This is a genomic window from Flavobacterium alvei, assembly GCF_002920895.1.
Taxonomy (GTDB): domain Bacteria; phylum Bacteroidota; class Bacteroidia; order Flavobacteriales; family Flavobacteriaceae; genus Flavobacterium; species Flavobacterium alvei.
In genome coordinates, this window is record NZ_PQVG01000010.1 from 80343 (window position 1) to 98918 (window position 18576).

The 18576-nt window shown below is 32.4% G+C and carries 12 protein-coding genes, 1 tRNA gene and 1 pseudogene; 7 read left to right on the plus strand and 7 right to left on the minus strand.

The window, feature by feature from the left end; translation table 11 throughout:
• Positions 1-10 precede the first annotated feature (10 nt).
• From C3L50_RS15145 to C3L50_RS15160, 4 genes are all read left to right on the plus strand, one after another.
• Entirely contained in the window at positions 11-1168 is a 1158-nt protein-coding gene (locus C3L50_RS15145; RefSeq protein ID WP_103807029.1) for a M14 family metallopeptidase, read from the plus strand.
• Between the two features lie 30 nt (positions 1169-1198).
• Positions 1199-1678 carry an Lrp/AsnC family transcriptional regulator gene (locus tag C3L50_RS15150; RefSeq protein ID WP_103807030.1) on the plus strand — a complete coding sequence of 160 codons (480 nt, stop codon included), beginning with the start codon at positions 1199-1201 and terminating at the stop codon, positions 1676-1678.
• A 100-nt stretch (positions 1679-1778) separates the two neighbouring features.
• Entirely contained in the window at positions 1779-4364 is a 2586-nt protein-coding gene (locus tag C3L50_RS15155) for a phosphoenolpyruvate carboxylase (protein WP_103807031.1), read from the plus strand.
• 18 nt (positions 4365-4382) lie between these two features.
• On the plus strand, positions 4383-4898 hold the full coding sequence (locus C3L50_RS15160) for a DinB family protein (RefSeq protein WP_103807032.1): 516 nt from the start codon (positions 4383-4385) through the stop codon (positions 4896-4898).
• A 298-nt stretch (positions 4899-5196) separates the two neighbouring features.
• On the opposite strand, the gene C3L50_RS15165 is transcribed toward C3L50_RS15160, so the two are convergent.
• The 5 genes from C3L50_RS15165 to aroB form a co-directional block, all read right to left on the minus strand.
• Positions 5197-7608, minus strand: coding sequence for a hypothetical protein (locus C3L50_RS15165; RefSeq protein WP_103807033.1), 2412 nt, complete (start codon positions 7606-7608; stop codon positions 5197-5199).
• A 338-nt stretch (positions 7609-7946) separates the two neighbouring features.
• Positions 7947-8354, minus strand: a complete 408-nt coding sequence (locus C3L50_RS15170) for a DNA primase (protein WP_103807034.1) — start codon at positions 8352-8354, stop codon at positions 7947-7949.
• Between the two features lie 8 nt (positions 8355-8362).
• Positions 8363-9334, minus strand: a complete 972-nt coding sequence (locus tag C3L50_RS15175; protein ID WP_103807035.1) for a deoxyhypusine synthase family protein — start codon at positions 9332-9334, stop codon at positions 8363-8365.
• Positions 9335-9417: 83 nt separating this feature from the next.
• Complete coding sequence (locus C3L50_RS15180; protein ID WP_103807036.1) at positions 9418-10818, minus strand: type III PLP-dependent enzyme domain-containing protein; 1401 nt, start codon at positions 10816-10818, stop codon at positions 9418-9420.
• Between the two features lie 290 nt (positions 10819-11108).
• On the minus strand, positions 11109-12176 hold the full coding sequence (gene aroB, locus C3L50_RS15190; protein WP_103807038.1) for a 3-dehydroquinate synthase: 1068 nt from the start codon (positions 12174-12176) through the stop codon (positions 11109-11111).
• Between the two features lie 92 nt (positions 12177-12268).
• On the opposite strand from aroB, the gene C3L50_RS15195 reads away from it, so the two are divergent.
• The gene (locus C3L50_RS15195; protein ID WP_103807039.1) at positions 12269-13438 is read left to right on the plus strand and encodes a proline dehydrogenase family protein; all 1170 of its coding nucleotides are present in this window, start codon (positions 12269-12271) and stop codon (positions 13436-13438) included.
• Positions 13439-13577: 139 nt separating this feature from the next.
• Here C3L50_RS15195 and C3L50_RS15200 read toward each other — a convergent pair whose 3' ends face one another.
• Positions 13578-15365 carry an ABC transporter ATP-binding protein gene (locus C3L50_RS15200; protein WP_103807040.1) on the minus strand — a complete coding sequence of 596 codons (1788 nt, stop codon included), beginning with the start codon at positions 15363-15365 and terminating at the stop codon, positions 13578-13580.
• A 145-nt stretch (positions 15366-15510) separates the two neighbouring features.
• On the opposite strand from C3L50_RS15200, the gene C3L50_RS15205 reads away from it, so the two are divergent.
• Positions 15511-15588: transfer RNA gene (locus C3L50_RS15205), tRNA-Val, on the plus strand.
• A gap of 85 nt (positions 15589-15673) precedes the next feature.
• Here C3L50_RS15205 and C3L50_RS15210 read toward each other — a convergent pair.
• The gene (locus tag C3L50_RS15210; protein WP_133158899.1) at positions 15674-15901 is read right to left on the minus strand and encodes an IS3 family transposase; all 228 of its coding nucleotides are present in this window, start codon (positions 15899-15901) and stop codon (positions 15674-15676) included.
• A gap of 929 nt (positions 15902-16830) precedes the next feature.
• On the opposite strand from C3L50_RS15210, the pseudogene C3L50_RS15215 reads away from it, so the two are divergent.
• A pseudogene (locus C3L50_RS15215) lies at positions 16831-18576 on the plus strand (collagen-like protein); the annotation flags it as partial.

Genomic DNA, 18576 nt, shown 5'->3' on the forward strand with positions numbered 1-18576 from the left:
AAAATAACCTATGGATTTAGAACAATTATTCGGTCAATATAAAGAACAATCAATCGAGGGGCGTTATATTACTTTAGATAAAATTTACCCAATATTAGAAAAATTAAACACCAATAATCAATTAGAAATTATTGGAAAATCGGTTTTAGATATTCCTATTTATAAGTTTCAAATTGGCACAGGAAAAATTAAAATTTTGCTTTGGTCGCAAATGCACGGAAATGAAAGTACGACGACAAAAGCATTGTTTGATTTTTTAAATCTGTTAAGCGGAGATTCAGAATTAGCAAAAACCTTACTCAAGGCATTTACTTTTTATGCCATTCCGATGCTAAATCCAGATGGAGCGAAATTATATACTCGTGCCAATGCCAACGAAGTAGATTTGAATAGAGATTCGCAAGATCTTACACAGCCCGAAAGTAGGGTTTTGAGAGAAGCTTTTGAGTGTTTTAAACCTGATTTTTGTTTTAATCTTCACGATCAGCGCACTATTTTTGGGGTTGCAAGTACTGGTAAACCGGCAACTTTGTCTTTTTTGGCTCCAGCATATAATGATGAAAGAGAGGTAAATGAAACGCGATTAAAAGCTATTAATTTAATTGCGGGAATAAATGATGTATTGCAAAATTATATTCCGGGTCAAGTAGGGCGTTTTGATGATGGATTTAATATTAATTGTATCGGAGACACTTTTCAATTTTTGGGAGTTCCAACGGTTTTGTTTGAAGCTGGGCATTTTCAGAATGATTATTGGAGAGAAGAAACTCGAAAATATGTTTTTATGGCTTTGGTTTCGAGTTTTGAAATCTTAAGCGAAAACGATATAGTTGATAGTAGATTTGATAATTATTTGAGTATTCCTCAAAATAAAGTAGTTTTTTATGATTTTTTATATAAAAACATCAAAATAAATTATGATGGTATTGAAATAATCACGAATTTTGCTGCACAATACAAAGAAGAATTGATTGACGGTCAGATTTGTTTTAATGCTTATGTTGTTCATATAAGCGAATTAGAGAATTATTATGGACATTTTGAATATGATGCGAAAGGCGCAATTTATCAAGATGAAAATGAGAATTCACCAAAATTAAATCAAAAAGCTAACTTTTATTTAAATGATAAAAAGTTTGTAAACGGAGTGTTAGTTCAAAGTTTGTAATTGTAGCTATAAATATTAAATTATTGAATTATGAGTAAGTTTCGTTTAGATGAAGTAGACCATCAAATTTTGGACATGTTGATTGACAACACAAGAATTCCATTTACAGATATCGCCAAAAAATTATTGATTTCGGCTGGAACAGTTCACGTCAGAGTTAAGAAAATGGAAGATGCTGAGATAATAATGGGTTCATCATTAGTATTAGATTATGATAAGCTAGGGTATTCTTTTATCGCTTATGTTGGAGTTTTTCTTAATAACACTTCGCAAACTAAATTTGTTTTACAGCGTATAAATGAAATTCCATTTGTTACAGTAGCATCTGTAACGACTGGAAAATTCAATATCTTTTGTAAAATTAGAGCAAAAGACACCAAGCACGCAAAAGATGTAATCTTTATGATCGATGATATCGACGGAGTTTACAGAACAGAAACAATGATTTCTTTAGAAGAAAGTATCAACGATAAAAAACGTTTGATGCATACTATTTTTAAAGATATATAATTCATTTGATTGCCGTTATATAACGTAACCTCAAGTGAATTCTTGGGGTTTCTTTTTATATAAAAACTGTCGAAACCAACAATAACTAAACCAACTCAATATGTATACGCACCCTAAAATTGAAAGATTTAACGAAGAAGTTTTATCAAAATATCACATCTATAATAGTGTATTTATTACATTGCCATTCGACTCAATAGACAATACAGGGGTTTTACTTCCTTTATTTACTGATGGTTGCGAAAACGGTTTCAAAAAACAAAAAACACCTAAAGAAATTGTTGATTTTTTTGCAAATAAGTATATGCAAGGAGCAACAGAATCAGAGAAAATTGATATAATGTTTCGATTTATTCAATTTATCGAACGTCAAATCGTTCTTTTTGATGCTATTGAGGATGCTGCTTTTCCGGTTGTAAATAATATGGACGGTAGAGGTTCGTTAAGGGATATTAAGGAAAAGGCAGCGGTAAAAGAGTTAGGAGAGGAGCTAATTTCATTTCTCGAAAACTTCAATGTGAGAACGGTTTTAACGGCTCATCCAACTCAGTTTTATCCTGGATCGGTTTTAGGTATTATTAATGATTTGACTGATGCAATTCGCAAAAACAACTTGCTTGAAATCAAACAGCTTTTGGCTCAATTAGGAAAAACTCCTTTTATACAAAACGAAAAACCAAATCCTTTTGATGAAGCTGTAAGTTTGATATGGTATCTTGAAAATGTGTTTTACGAAACCGCAGGAGAGATCGTTCATTATCTACAAAAAAATATTTTGCACGGAAGTTCCATAAATAATCAATTGATAAAACTTGGATTTTGGCCAGGAGGAGATCGTGATGGAAACCCATTTGTTACCACTGAAATCACTCTTAAAGTTGCCGATAGATTAAGAACTTCTATATTAAAGTGTTACTATCGTGAAATGAGAAACTTGAAAAGAAAGCTTACTTTCTTTGAAGTGGATGTTTTAGTGGCCGAATTGGAGCACAAATTATATCGCTCAGTGTTTTATTCTAAAGGAGAAATTTACATCACTTTAGAAGAATTTAAATCTCAATTAAATAAGATTAGAACCATACTTATAGAGCGAAATCAATCTTTATATTTAGATGAATTAGAAGGTCTTCTTATCAAAGTGAATTTGTTTGGATTCCATTTTGCTACTCTTGATATTCGTCAAAATAGTAAAATACATGATGCTGTTTTTAAAGATGTTGTACAGCATTATTTAAACTCAAACTCTACTGTTTTTCCAACAAATTATTTTGATTTAAGCGAAGATGAAAAGTTTGAGATATTGTCAAATATTAGTGGTAATCTAGATTCGAATGTATTCGATAATGAAATTACAAGATTGACACTTGAGTCGATTCAAGCCATAAAACAAATTCAAGAAAACAATGGCGAATCGGGTGCTAATCGTTATATCATAAGTAATAACGAAAGTGCATTGAATGTGATGGAAACTTTTGCTCTTTTCAAATTAAACAATTGGGAGGATCTTTCTGTTGATATTATTCCGCTTTTCGAATCTGTAGATGATTTGCAAAATGCTCATAATATCATGGAAAAATTATATACAAATCCAGCTTATGCAGCCCATTTAGTTAATAGAAATAAAAAACAAACCATCATGCTTGGTTTTTCTGACGGAACTAAAGATGGTGGATATTTGATGGCGAATTGGAGTATTTATAAAGCCAAAGAAGAGTTGACTGAAATGTCACGAAAATATGGTATTAAAGTTATTTTCTTTGATGGACGTGGTGGCCCACCAGCTCGTGGAGGCGGAAAAACACATAAATTTTATGCTTCTTTAGGTCCAAAAATCGAGAATAAAGAAATTCAAATTACTGTTCAAGGACAAACAATCAGTTCTAATTTTGGAATTTTAGACTCTTGCCGTTATAATTTAGAGAATTTATTAAGTGCTGGTGCGACAAATCAGGTATTTACTAAAGATAAAAATCTTTTGTCGGTTGAAGAAAAACAAATACTGGATCAATTGGCTGAATTGGGGTATCAAAAGTATTTAAGTTTCAAGAATCATCCCAAGTTCATTCCTTATTTGGAGAAAATGAGTACTTTGAAATATTATGCTAAAACCAATATTGGAAGTCGTCCGTCTAAAAGAAGCAAATCAGAACATTTAGATTTTGCCGATTTAAGAGCGATTCCTTTTGTAGGTTCTTGGAGTCAGTTGAAGCAAAACGTTCCAGGGTTTTTTGGAGTGGGCTCTGCCTTAAAACATTTTGAAGAAACCAATAGTTGGAATAAGGTTCAGGATTTATATAATGGCTCATTGTTCTTTAAAACCTTGTTGGAAAACAGTATGATGTCTTTGGCAAAATCATTTTTCCCTTTGACAGCTTATATGAAAAACGATCCTGAGTTTGGTGAATTTTGGCAAATTATCTACGATGAATTTTTGGAAACCAAAAGGTTATTATTGAAAATTGCGGGTCATAAAGAACTAATGGAAAACTATCCTGACGGAAAAGCTTCTATTGATATAAGAGAGCGTATAGTATTGCCATTGTTGACAATACAACAGTATGCTTTGTTGAGAATTAATGAATTAAACAAAGCCGAAAAACCAGATTTAGAGTTGATTCAAACTTATGAAAAAATTGTAACTCGTTCTCTTTTTGGAAATACTAATGCCAGTAGAAATTCAGCTTAATTTATAAAAATCGACAATATGAATTCCAATCAATTGCCCGTAAATGAATATTCGACTTTCAATGCAACTTACATCAATGCGCTTGAAAATGTTGAATTGCTGGAAGAATTAGAAATCAGTTTGCATGATTTTATTCGTTTTGTTCGTGAAATTCCAATGGATAAATTTGATTATCGGTATGCCGAAGGCAAGTGGACCATCAAAGATATCATCCAGCATATTATAGATGCCGAAAGAATTTTTGCGTATCGTGCTTTGCGAATTTCTAGAAACGACCAAACACCATTACCCGGATTTGAGGAAAATGATTATGTTGAAAACACCAATGCCAACGGTAGAAGTATTCAAGAATTGTTGACTGAATTTTCGGCTGTGAGACATTCGAATTTATTGATGTTCAAAAGTTTTTCTTATGAACAATTGACTAGAATAGGAATTGCATCAAATCATCCAGTTTCGGTTAGAGCTTTAGGATTTTTGATGATAGGTCATCAAAAACACCATCAAAAAGTTTTTCAAGAACGGTATTTGTAGTCAAAATATAGGAAATAAAAAAAGGAACTCAATGGAGTTCCTTTTTTTGGGTATAAACTGAATAAATTATTCTTCTTCTTGAAGATTCAACACGAGTTTTATTGTTGTATCTTTTAAAGTTACTAAAAAGAACAATTTTAGACTTCTAATTTTTACAAACTCAAATTAGGGGACAAAAATAAACCTCGCTTATCCCGAAGTTTCGGGAGTGCTTAAACGAGGTTGTTTTTTATACTTAATTTTAGATTTTACTTTTTAAAAGAGTTGCGCAACAGCTACGGCTGTTAGCACCAGTTGTTTATTCTTTTAAAAATTCGTATTCATATATTTTTGGTTTTATTTTGTCAGCTAAAAAGTTGAGTTTATTTCTCAATTCTCCAATTAACTCCATATATTTTTCGTCATTACTTTTTGAGTTCATTCTGCCTTGTTCGTTTCTGCCTTGAAAATACTCTCTAATGTCATATAAACTTGCATTTACGTTTACATTAGGTTGTTTGTGATAATATTTCCAAAGTTCTCTTCCAGCATCAAATACAGCGGTTGCTTCTTCTGAAAATTCTTTTTTTAAAGTTTGATTTTCTGCTGTACCAAATAGATTATTTTCACTTTCTATTTTTATTTTACCATTAATAAAATCAGTCATAAAATGACTTTCAAAACGACTTTGTGCATTTACTTCTTGTTCTGTAAATGGAATCCAATGGTTAGTTCCAAAAATGCTTGAAATATTATTACTAAATAGAGTATGAGCTATACAATCGTTTTGAAATTCTAAATCGTTTTGCCAAGCATCTTTTGGAAATAAAAACTGGTCTCGGTCGTTTAGCCAATTTGATTCGATTATTCTTCTAACTGTATAATAGATAGAAGTTTCTACTAAATTGTCTTTAGAAGTTTGCCAGTTATGATTGGAAGCCGGTACTTTCATAAAAGGTTCGCCAAATCGAACTAATCTTTGATTTTGAAAATCACTGCCTACGCCAATAATTGTAGCTATTGATTTTGATTTAGTATTCCGATATGGCTTTATCCAATCATTAATTAATTTAGAATTATCAAAAGACCAAATGTTTTTTGTTCCAATAAAATTTGTGTTTTTATCATAAATATCAGCTTCAAAATAATTAAACTTTTCTTTTTTGCTTGTATTCCATATAAAAAAACCAATAGGAAATTGTCCTTTTACATTATCAAATGTATCTGCTGGGGTTAAAAATAATTTTTCAAGTTTTGCTTGAAAATAAGCACGAAATTCAGAAAATTTAGGTGCTTGCAAATTTTTCAAAGTTGAAAAATTTGCAAGCACTACATCTGGTATTTCACAATGTATTCGAGTAAAAAATTGAATATACATCTCACGTTTTGTATACCCCATTAAATTAGAATACTTCCTGTGAATTTCAGATTCTGCAACTCCTTTTCTTCCATCACCTTGTCTGTTGTCAGCTTCTGCATATGGCGGATTAATATATATTACTAATTTTTTTCGTTTTTCTTTATCATTAATAATGTCTTGTAAACTTTGAGGTAGTTTAGTGAAATCATCATTTAAAAAGTCAAATTGAAAAACGTGGTTATGTAATAAGTTTGCTCCGTGGTCAATTCGCTCGTGCATTACGTTAACATCAGATTGGTCTAACGTACTTGCGTAAATGTTATATTTATTGGTAAGTCCTGTTAAAAGGTTTCCAGTTCCTGCGGCACAATCCCAAATAAAATATTCGTCTTGCCAGTTTTCACCCAAATATTCAGTTAAATATTTTTGTGAAAGTTCTACCCAAATACGAGGTGTAAAAAATGCACCTTTTCGTTCTCTAATATCTTGCGGTACAAGTAAATCTTTGCGTTCAATAATGTATTCTTGGAATTCTTTTATTGGTGGTCTTTTGTAGAGTTTCCAAAATTGCAAATAAAGGTTTTTGTTTCTAATGCTTATAGTGAAATCCATTATTTGCCCAACGTTTTCTTTTGCTATTTTGTAACCTTGATTTTGATAAACTACAAACAGATTATCTCTGATTGTTGAATCATCTTCAATGTTTTGAGTATCTTTGTCGTCTACAAAAAGGTCGGCAAGATAAAAATCACTGTCAAAGATATTTGCTTTATTAAGTTGTTCCCAGTTTACATCAATATTTGGTCTTATAACTTCTAACCAACGCAAATAAATTGGAATGAAATTGTTTTTGTCAATTTTGATTTTACTTTTGGTTGTGGCTTTTGCCACATTGTTTTTTATAAATGTTTGAAGTTCTTTTTCGTCATTTTCGTAATCAAAAATATAGGTTTTCGTTTTTAATATATTTTCAACACGTTCTTTAATTAACTGAAATTCTTTTGTTTCGTGGTTGCTTGGTGTAACGTTCCAGTTAAAGTCGTTGAGATAAAAAATATCTTGAACATTAACATAATCTAAAAAAGCAATTTTTTTGAAGTCAAATGCACCTAAAAAAGCTGGTGGCAAAGTTTTGTCAAAAGTTCTGGCTTTTCCAATTGTCAGAATGAGTTGCACAAACATTGAAGGGATGTCAAAATTTCCAGTTTTTGCTTCTGCCCACAATAAAGGAGTTCTCCCAAAAAGATTGTCTTGCTTTGGAAAAACGGTAAAGTCAATATTTCCTAAAATTTCGGTTGTGTCAAACGACTTAAACCAGTCTTCACCAACTTTGTTTTTTAGTTCTTCTTCTCGTATTTTTTTATACTTCATTTTGTCGTCTGTTCCTTATTTTACGGTGTGTTGTCATACAATTGCTGCCAACTCTTAAATATACGTAACTCAAAAAGTTAAACTATATTTAATCGTTTGATTTATAATTGTTTAATTTTAAAAACACAAAAAATACATTGCGTTTTTTTGTGTTGTCGGTTTGGGATTTTAATTAAATCCTCTCAAAAATAAGAAAAATAGTATTACAAATTATCCAAAGGGCTAATTATTTTTCGAATACTTTTGTCGCTTACTTTTGTATAAAGCAAAGTGACCTTTAACAAAAAAAGGAACTCGATTAGGAGTTCCTTTTAAATAGTATTATTTTGAAGAATTAATTATTCTTCGTCATCCTCGTCGTCATCTTCAGAAGAATCGGCTTCTTCATCGTCATCATCGTCGTCATCGTCATCGCCTTTATCTACTGGGTCTTTGTATTCATCTGTGTCATCATCGTCATCACTGACAGCATCGTCATCGTCTATGATGCCGTCTGCGATTGGTTCAATTTCTGCTTCGATTTCATCATCTTCATCATAATTTTCGATTCTATCGGCCAATTTGGTACTGATTTTCACTAAATAAATAGTGTCCTCGGTACGAACTTCAACAGCTTCGATCAATTCATTTTGGGCATTTCTAAAACGGATAATATTTGAATCATCATAGCCATCCGGAAATTTATCTACTAATAGATTTAAAATTTCGTGGGTAAGTTTTGCGTAATCAACAATTACTCTTTTCATAAATTATATTATAAATCCAACAAATAGGCAAAAATTAATGGAGCAACAATGGTTGCATCCGACTCGATTATAAACTTAGGGGTTTTAATGTCTAATTTTCCCCAAGTGATTTTTTCATTTGGCACAGCTCCCGAATACGAACCATAGCTGGTTGTAGAATCTGAAATTTGGCAGAAATAACTCCAAAACGGAATGTCATGCATTTCCATATCTTGATACAGCATTGGTACAACACAAATTGGAAAGTCTCCCGCAATTCCACCACCAATTTGGAAAAATCCAATACCGTTAGCGCTATTTTTTGGATACCAATCAGCTAAGAAAGTCATATATTCAATACCTGATTTCATTGTAGATGCTTTCAAATCGCCTTTGATAACATAGGAAGCAAAAATGTTTCCCATCGTGCTATCTTCCCAACCTGGTACAATAATAGGTAAATTTTTCTCCGCTGCAGCATACATCCAGCTGTCTTTTAGGTCAATTTCGTAATATTCTTCCAAAACTCCCGAAAGTAGCATTTTGTACATAAATTCATGAGGGAAATAGCGTTCCCCTTTATCGTCGGCATCTTTCCAAATTTTATAGATGTGTTTTTGCAAACGACGGAAAGCTTCGTGCTCTGGAATACAAGTATCGGTCACACGATTTAAACCTCTTTCTAGTAATGCCCATTCGTCTTCAGGAGTTAAATCACGATAATGTGGTACTCTTTCGTAGTGCGAATGTGCTACTAAATTCATGATGTCTTCCTCAAGATTTGCTCCTGTACAAGAAATGATTTGCACTTTATCTTTGCGAATGATTTCAGCAAAAATTTTGCCTATTTCGGCGGTACTCATCGCTCCAGCCATACTCACCATCATTTTTGCTCCGTTAGCTAATTGTTGCTCGTAGGCTTTGGCGGCATCGACTAAAGATGCAGAATTGAAATGCAAATAATGCTTTTCGATAAACTGACTTATTGGTCCTTTACTCATTTTGTTTTTATTGTTTAAAAGCGGATTCCTGAGTGTTCAAAGAAAATATTTTTTTTTGATAACTCAATGAAAAATTTTAAAAATTATTTTTTGTTGTAGCCTAATATTTCTAATACTTCATCGGCGGTTTGTTGTTGTGAGAAAACTTCGGTGGCTAAGATTCCGTTTTCGTCACGATCAATCAAAATATGTTTGGGTTGCGGAATCAAACAGTGGTGCAAACCTCCATAACCGCCTATAGTTTCTTGATAGGCTCCTGTATTGAAAAAACCGATATATAGTGGTTTTTCTTTGTTGTATTTTGGCAAATAAATGGCATTCATATTTTGCTCAGAATTGTAATAATCATCACTATCACAAGTCATTCCGCCTAGTAAAACTCTTTCGTAAGTATCATTCCAGCGGTTGATGGATAACATAATAAAACGTCTGTTTATGGCCCAAGTATCTGGTAAAGTAGTGATGAAAGAGGAATCAATCATATTCCATTTTTCTCTGTCATTTTGTTGTTTTTGATACAAAATTTGATAAATCGCACCACCACTTTCACCAACGGTAAAAGAACCAAATTCAGTAAAAATATTCGGAACATCTACTTCAGCTTCGTCACAAGCAATCTTAATTTGATTGATAATTTCGTCAATCATGTATTGGTAATCATATTCAAATGCCAATGAATTTTTGATTGGAAATCCGCCACCAATGTTCAAACCATCAAGTGTAGGGCATTCTTTTTTCAAAGCTACATACACTTTGATACATTTTACTAATTCGTTCCAATAATAGGCGTTGTCGTTGATTCCGGTGTTTATAAAAAAGTGCAACATTTTAAGTTCCAGTTTCTTATTATCCTGAATCTGTTTTTTATAGAACTGAACGATGTTTTTATAACCAATTCCAAGACGTGAAGTATAAAACTCAAATTTAGGTTCCTCTTCAGCTGCAATTCGAATTCCGATTTTGAATTTTTTCTTGATATTTTCTTGTAAAATATCCAATTCTTCATAATTATCAATAATTGGAATCGTGTTTTTATGTCCATTATTGATTAATCGTGCAATGTTTTCGATGTATTGATCTCTTTTGAAACCGTTACATATTACGTAAGTACTTTTATTTATTTTCCCAGATTCTAATAAACTTTCGACAATATTAATATCAAAAGCCGAAGAGGTTTCGATATGAATATTATTTTTGAAAGCTTCATTCATTATGTATTCAAAATGAGAACTTTTTGTGCAATAACAGTAGTAATATTTGCCTTCATAATTGTTTTTTTCCATCGATTTACGAAACCAACTTTTGGCTTTGTTAATGTTGTTGGAAATTTGAGGCAAATAGGTAAATTTTAATGGCGTACCATATTGCTCTACCAATTTCATCAAATCTATATTATGAAATTCTAGGTTGTCTTTATTTAATGTAAATTCTTCTTGTGGAAAATAGTAAGTTTGATTTATTAAATCGAAATATTTTGTATTCATTTGATTTTTAATATTTTAGATTAATTTAATTGAAATAATTAATTAAGCTAAAATTCAAACTCTAATATTTTCAAAAACGATTTGAAGTTTTTCGTTTTCGGCTTTCAAATAGGGAAAAATATCAAAACTAAAAGAATCCTTAACAGCAAAAAAACGCCTTAATATTCTTAAAAAAGAACTTCTTTTTTCGTTTTTTAGAGCGCTATAATTCCTTGTATTTTGACTTTTTTTCATTGTTGCAAATGTAGAAAATAATATATACCAATTACAATCCTTTTTTATAAAAAATGTTAAGATTTATAATCTTGGAAAGCCTTTAAAATTAATTCATTTTCAACAGATTGATTGATTTTAATTTTTCCAATGCCTTCAATTAACGCAAACTGAATGTTTCCGTACTCATTTTTTTTGTCGTGAATGAGCAATTCCATTATGGGTTCGATATCATTCTCTTCAAAAACAACATCATCATAAATGCCTTTTATTGCAGTTTTGATTTGGTTGTATTCTTGTGAGTTTATCAAGTCTTTTTCTAACGAAATAAAACTTTCTAAAATCATTCCTATAGCAATAGCTTCGCCGTGCAATAGACTTTTCTTGTTTTCATTTTCAAGAAAATAACTTTCGATGGCGTGACCCAGTGTGTGACCAAAATTCAATGCCTTGCGAATATTTTTTTCGGTTGGATCTTGCATTACAATTTCGTTTTTAATTTCAACCGAACGATAAATCAATTCATCAAAATCGGCAAAATCTACAGATTTTAAATCCAAGAATTTTTCCCAATAGCCTTTGTCATAAATCAATCCGTGTTTGAGCATTTCGGCAAGTCCAGAACGCATTTCTTCTTTAGAAAGTGTTTCTAAATATTGAGTATCAATAAGAACCATTTTTGGCACATTGATAACCCCAATTTGGTTTTTTAAATTGCCTAAATCGACACCTGTTTTTCCTCCAACCGAAGCATCAACCATTGAAAGTAGAGTAGTTGGAATATGAATAAAATCTACTCCACGTTTGAAAGTAGAAGCTACAAAACCGCCTAAATCAGTAACAACTCCGCCACCAAGATTTAGAACAAGACTTTTTCTATCAGCACCTAGTTCGGTCAAAACATTCCATAATTGAACACAAGTTTCAATATTTTTATTGGGTTCACCGGCTTCAAATTCAACAATTTCAATGGTCAATTCAGTTGCTAAATAGGGAAGGAATTTTGACAAACAATACTCATTAGTATTGCTATCAACAATAATAAATAAGTTGGAATATTTGCTTTCGTTGAGGAACAAATTTAGAGCTTCATATCCTGATTCATTGAAATATATTGGATAATTGTTGGCTTGGATAGATTGCATATTTATTAATTAATTTAAACCGCAAAATAAGGGATTTTTTGCTTAATAATTTTGAAAACTCTCTTTATATTTGTGCAAAAATATAACAAAAAATGAAAAATTTATTCGATAATACACAAATTGCATTCTCTTTGAAAAGCGATACGGAACTTGAAAGAGCCTATTTTCTATTCAAATTGATTGCAAATGAACCACTTGTTCGAATTGGAACTGCTGTAACAAATTTTGCTCTCAAAGCAAGTTTGCCTGTAGAAGGATTGATTCGTGCCACTGTTTTTGACCATTTTTGTGGAGGAGTAAACGAGGACGACAGCTTGAAAGTTGTGGACAAATTATTTACTAAAGGAGTTTCATCAGTTTTAGATTATTCTGTAGAAGGCAAGGAGGAAGAAGAACAGTTTGATGCGGTTTTAGAAAAAACTTTAAAATTGATAGATTTTGCAAAAGAAAAAAAATCAATTCCGTTTGCTGTGTTCAAACCATCAGGTTTTGGGCGTATCAATTTGTATGAAGAAGTTAGTTTAGGAAAAAAATTAACACCAGCAGAATCTGATGAGTGGGATAGAGTAGTGGCACGTTTCGAAAAAGTGTGCAAAGCCTCTTATGATAGTGATGTGGCCTTATTGATTGATGCTGAAGAAAGTTGGATGCAAGATTCGGTCGATAATTTGGTTGAAGAAATGATGCAGAAGTACAACAAAGAGAAGCCAATTGTTTTCAATACGCTTCAAATGTATCGTTGGGATCGATTGGATTATTTGAAAAAAGTGCACGAAAAAGCTAAAACAGAAGGTTTTTTCATTGGAATGAAACTCGTTCGTGGTGCTTATATGGAAAAAGAAAATGAACGTGCCATTGAAAAAAATTATCCAACTCCAATTTGCGCTTCCAAAGAAGCTACTGATGAAAATTATAATGCATCAGTAAAATATATGTTAGATCATATTGATATGATGTCTATTTTTGAAGGAACACACAACGAAGAAAGTACTTATTATTTGATGGATTTAATGGAAAAAAAAGGAATACAATCGACAGACAATAGAATTTGGTTTGGTCAATTGTATGGTATGAGCGACAATATCAGTTATAATTTGGCCGATAGTGGTTATAATGTTGCTAAATATTTGCCTTTTGGTCCTGTAAAAGATGTGATGCCTTACTTAATTCGCCGTGCCGAAGAAAATACTTCGGTAGCGGGACAAACCAGCCGTGAATTAGCAATGATAAAAGCGGAGAGAAATAGGAGAAAAGGGAAGTAGTCGTTATTGGAACACGGATAACACGGATTTACTTCGTAAAGACGCGGATAAAAACTGATTTTAGTTGCAGAAATAAAATGCTAATCAGTTTTTATTTGCGTTTTCGCTTTTGCGAATCAGTTTCATCAGCGTCTATAAATTAAGAATGACTAAATTGCAAATGGCTCAAATTTTTATAAATACCATTTTCTAAAGCAATCAATTCTTGATGAGTTCCTTGCTCAGCAATTACTCCTTTATCTAAAACCAAAATTTGGTCTGCACTTCGAATGGTCGAAAGGCGGTGTGCAATAATGATGCTCGTTCTTCCTTCCATCAAGATTTCTAAAGCTTCCTGAACCAGTTTTTCGCTTTCGCTATCTAATGAAGAAGTAGCTTCGTCCAGAATCAAAATACTTGGATTTTTTAATAATGCTCTTGCAATAGCAATACGTTGGCGTTGTCCTCCAGAAAGTTTAACGCCTCTTTCTCCAACCAAAGTTTCAAATTTTTCAGGGAAACTTTCTATGAAAACCAAAGCATTGGCCTGTTTTGCAGCCAAAATAATTTCATCATTTGTTGCATCAGGATTTCCGTAAGCAATGTTTTCTTTAATAGTTCCGCCAAATAAAATAACGTCTTGAGGAACAATGCTCATATTGCCACGAAGATTTTCTAAATCATAATCGTAGATATTTTTTCCATCTACCAATATTTCTCCACTGTCAATGTCGTAAAAGCGCAATAATAAAGAAGCTATAGTAGATTTTCCAGCACCACTTGGACCAACAACAGCAATCTTTTGACCAAAATCAGCTGTGAAATTTACTCCTTTTAATACTTTCATTTCTTTTCGAGAAGGGTAGGTGAATCCAACATTATTGAAAGTGACATTGCCTTGAATTTTCTGAATGGAATGCGAATTTTGTGTAGCATTAATTTTCTCAGGAGTTTCGTCTAATAACTCGAAAACACGTTCGGTAGCTCCAATTGCTTTTTGAATTTGAGCATAAAGTTCAGCAATTCCTCCAAAAGATGCCCCAACAAATGTAGAATATAGTACAAAAGAGATTAATTGTCCCACGCTCATTTCGCCACTAATACTCAATCTCACGCCAAACCAAACCACAGCAACGATAGCCCCAAAAAGACAAAAGATGATAAAGGACGCAAAATACCCTCTGTATTTTCCTCCTTTAATAGCTAGTTTTACTACTTCTTTAATTTTCCCATCGTATCGGGCAATTTCATACCATTCATTGGCGAAAGCTTTTACAATACTAATACCTTGCATCGTTTCTTCAACAATAACTTGACTTTCTGCAACTTGATCTTGTACTTTTTTGGAGTATTTTCGAATGAATCTTCCAAATATAACCGCAGCTACCGCCACAAGTGGAACTACTGAAAGCATCAATAAAGTAAGCTTTATACTTTCGGTGGCTAACAAAATGATGCCGCCAATAATTAAAATAAATTGTCTTAAAAATTCGGCAATTGTAGATGTTAATGTATCTTGAATTTGAGTAATATCGGCACTTATTCTACTATTTAGTTCTCCAACACGTTTTTGTGAAAAGAATGACATTGGCAGTTTTACTAAGTTACTGTACAATGATAATCGAAGATTCGCTAAAGTATGTTCCGTAAAATTAACAAATAAAGAAAGTCTAAAAAAGGAACATATAGATTGCAAAAACAATATTACGATAAGTAATATAGCAATATTATTAGCTTGATCGTAACTTTTGGTTTTTACACTATCAATTAGAATTCCCATTAATTTGGGGAAAGCTAAAGCAGTTGCGCCGGTTAAAAGTAGAAAAACTAGACCTACATAAAATTTCCAACGATGACTTCCTGCATATTTAAAAATAACTGTTGCTTTGTTTAGAGATGTTGCTGTTATTTTTGATTTTGGTAAATCATTTTCTTTGAAATGTGCCATTTAAATTTAATTGTTTTTTTACAAATATAATACTATCCTGAAGTAATGATAAAAATATGTTTTATTTCATTTCAAATTAAAATTATATTTTTTTAAATTTTGTTTGCGAATCCAATATCTAAGTGTATATTTGCACCCACAATTAGGGCGATTAGCTCAGCTGGTTCAGAGCACCTCGTTTACACCGAGGGGGTCGGGGGTTCGAACCCCTCATCGCCCACCATAAGGGACTTAACTGATTTTTTAGTTAAGTCCCTTTTTCTTTTTAGCTCGCAAACTGGATATGCAAATAAAAACTGCCCATTAAGTTAAGCTACTTTTTTGTAATTAATTTGATTGTTAAATTCTTCAATAGTTGCATGATTCAAAGCAAAATACCTCCTTTTTCTATTGTGCAAAATTTCAATGTATTCAAAGATTTCTAGTTTCATTTGTTCTTTAGAAATCAATTTGTTTCCGTAAATCAATTCAGTTTTCAAGGATTTAAAAATGCTTTCCACTACTGCATTGTCCCAACAATTTCTTTTTCGACTCATAATACGGGTAATTTTTTTATAGGAATCAAGAATATTTACATTTTTTTGCTCACACACTGAACACCTCTGTTAGAGTGGAAAATCAAATTTTACTCGATTTTTCGATTTATAACCGCCATATTCCAAGCTCAAAGCGTAGTTTTATCCGTACTCATTCCATCGCTTGAACTCCAACTTGGAGTTAGTTTTAATTTTCCTTTTGCATGAAAGCTTTTTTTCCAAATTCTTCAAACTCTTTGCGCTATTTATACAACTGTGGTGTTGTTATTCCTAACTCTCTGGCGAACTCTGATATGTTGGCTCTATGCATAACTCATTTGGACTGCTTTCTCTTTAAAAGATTTGCTATAAATTTTATGGACTTTTTTCATAGGGCAAAATTAAGATTGTTTTTAACTTTCTGTGACAACTAAGTTAGTATGTCTAAAATTTATTGTTGTTAATAATTTTTTTTTTAAATAATAATTATCAATCGCTTTTTCTTTAATCAGTCCACTTTTTGTTGATGATTTTTATTTTATAGGTTTAAGACTATAAAAAAACACTTTAACGGTTTTATTTTCACTTAATCGTATTTTTTTTGCACTTTATCGGACTATATAATGTATTGCATATATTTATTCCTACTTTTGAAATATATAATAAAATCATAAAGTTATTTTATGAAAAAAGAAACATTTTTTAATAATAAGTTAATAAAAAGTAAAAATATAGGAAAATATTTAAATAAAATAACAATAATTTACCCATTAAAAGACAGTTTTAACTTTTAAACGAGTATTTGTTATTTTTTTATTTGAGAAAGTTTTTTAATATACTTTTGGCCGCCATAAGAAAAAAAAGTCTTAGATAAAGATAAACATAGAAGTAATTTTTTAAGCACAACATATAACCCATTTCAAAAATAATATTATTTTAAATTTAAATTTATGATAAATAATTTTACAAAAAAAGAAAAATCATTGCAAAGAATATTCTTGATGTTACTATGTATTTTTTGTTATATAGGTACAATTGACAATGTTTATGCTCAAACTCCTCAAGCTATTCCTTATCAGGGTGTGGCATATGGTGCAGATGGTAGTGTAGTTGCATCGCAAAAAATCAGTTTACGTTTTACTATTCACACTGGAGCCTCTACTGGTCCTGTTGTTTTTAGTGAAACACATAGTATAACGACTACTAGTCTTGGTTTATTTGATGTAAACATTGGTTCTGGTACAATTATTACAGGAACTTTGTCTGGAGTGAATTGGGGTGTTGGATCAAAATTTATTCAGGTGGAAATGGATTCAACTGGAGGTGTTGCTTATATTGATATGGGAACCACACAATTGAATAGTGTTCCTTATGCATTATATGCAGAAAACGCTAATGTGCCAGGTTTGCCTGGCCCTCAAGGAATCCAAGGAGCAAAAGGAGATACTGGAGCACAAGGAATTCAAGGTGTAGCTGGAACAAATGGAAAAGATGGAGCAGTTGGAGCAAAAGGTGATACTGGAGTGCAAGGAATTCAAGGTGAAAAAGGCGATAAAGGAGACCAAGGTATTCAAGGTGTAGCTGGAACAAATGGAGCTGACGGAAAAGATGGTGCTCAGGGTGTGAAAGGAGATCAAGGAATTCAAGGTGAAAAAGGCGAAAAAGGAGACCAAGGTATTCAAGGTATTCAAGGTATTCAAGGTTTAGCTGGAACAAATGGAGCTGACGGAAAAGATGGTGCTCAAGGTGTAAAAGGAGATCAAGGAATCCAAGGAGCAAAAGGAGATACTGGAGCACAAGGAATTCAAGGTGTTGCTGGAACAAATGGAAAAGATGGAGCAGTTGGAGCAAAAGGTGATACTGGAGCGCAAGGAATTCAAGGAGAAAAAGGAATCCAAGGAGACCAAGGTATTCAAGGTGTAGCTGGAACAAATGGAGTTGACGGAAAAGATGGCGCTCAGGGTGTGAAAGGAGATCAAGGAATTCAAGGTGAAAAAGGCGAAAAAGGAGACCAAGGTATTCAAGGTATTCAAGGTGTAGCTGGAACAAATGGAGCTGACGGAAAAGATGGTGCTCAAGGTGTAAAAGGAGATCAAGGAATTCAAGGTGAAAAAGGCGAAAAAGGAGATGTAGGATTGACTGGTGCGGTTGGACCAGCACCTTTAGGATCAGGTATAGTTACCGTTTCAGGAGGAGTATTAAATGCACCAAATGGATTAACTGGAGATATAACTACTTCTGGTGCTGATTTAGTAACTACACTTTCAAATACTGGTGTCGTTGCAGGAACTTATTCTAAAGTTGTTGTTGATTCAAAAGGAAGAATAACAGAAGGAAAACTAGCTACAACCGCTGACATAATTCCAAGTACAGATAAAAATTATGTTTCGGATAAACAATTGGCTGCTATTATGGAAAACACAAGTGATATTGCTCTAAAGGCAAATATTGCTGGTCAAGTGTTTACTGGAGTCATTTCTGCTCCTAATTTGAGTGGAACAAATACAGGAGATCAAGACTTAAGTGTTTATGCTACAAAACAAGAATTAGCAACTAAAGCAAACGCTTCGGACGTAAAAGCAACCACCGATGGATTAGCTTCAGATATCGCAACTAAAGCAAACGCTGCAGATGTAAAAACAACAACAGACGCATTGGCTTCAGATATCGCAACTAAAGCAAACGCTGCAGAAACT

What these genes read in the sequence shown, in the direction of transcription:
- C3L50_RS15210 (WP_133158899.1), bottom strand. Translation starts at nt 15,901, where the DNA reads ATGAGTCGAAAAAGAAATTGTTGGGACAATGCAGTAGTGGAAAGCATT.
- C3L50_RS15195 (WP_103807039.1), top strand. Translation starts at nt 12,269, where the DNA reads ATGAAAAATTTATTCGATAATACACAAATTGCATTCTCTTTGAAAAGC.
- C3L50_RS15150 (WP_103807030.1), top strand. Translation starts at nt 1,199, where the DNA reads ATGAGTAAGTTTCGTTTAGATGAAGTAGACCATCAAATTTTGGACATG.
- C3L50_RS15155 (WP_103807031.1), top strand. Translation starts at nt 1,779, where the DNA reads ATGTATACGCACCCTAAAATTGAAAGATTTAACGAAGAAGTTTTATCA.
- C3L50_RS15145 (WP_103807029.1), top strand. Translation starts at nt 11, where the DNA reads ATGGATTTAGAACAATTATTCGGTCAATATAAAGAACAATCAATCGAG.
- C3L50_RS15165 (WP_103807033.1), bottom strand. Translation starts at nt 7,608, where the DNA reads ATGAAGTATAAAAAAATACGAGAAGAAGAACTAAAAAACAAAGTTGGT.
- C3L50_RS15175 (WP_103807035.1), bottom strand. Translation starts at nt 9,334, where the DNA reads ATGAGTAAAGGACCAATAAGTCAGTTTATCGAAAAGCATTATTTGCAT.
- C3L50_RS15180 (WP_103807036.1), bottom strand. Translation starts at nt 10,818, where the DNA reads ATGAATACAAAATATTTCGATTTAATAAATCAAACTTACTATTTTCCA.
- C3L50_RS15160 (WP_103807032.1), top strand. Translation starts at nt 4,383, where the DNA reads ATGAATTCCAATCAATTGCCCGTAAATGAATATTCGACTTTCAATGCA.
- aroB (WP_103807038.1), bottom strand. Translation starts at nt 12,176, where the DNA reads ATGCAATCTATCCAAGCCAACAATTATCCAATATATTTCAATGAATCA.
- C3L50_RS15170 (WP_103807034.1), bottom strand. Translation starts at nt 8,354, where the DNA reads ATGAAAAGAGTAATTGTTGATTACGCAAAACTTACCCACGAAATTTTA.
- C3L50_RS15200 (WP_103807040.1), bottom strand. Translation starts at nt 15,365, where the DNA reads ATGGCACATTTCAAAGAAAATGATTTACCAAAATCAAAAATAACAGCA.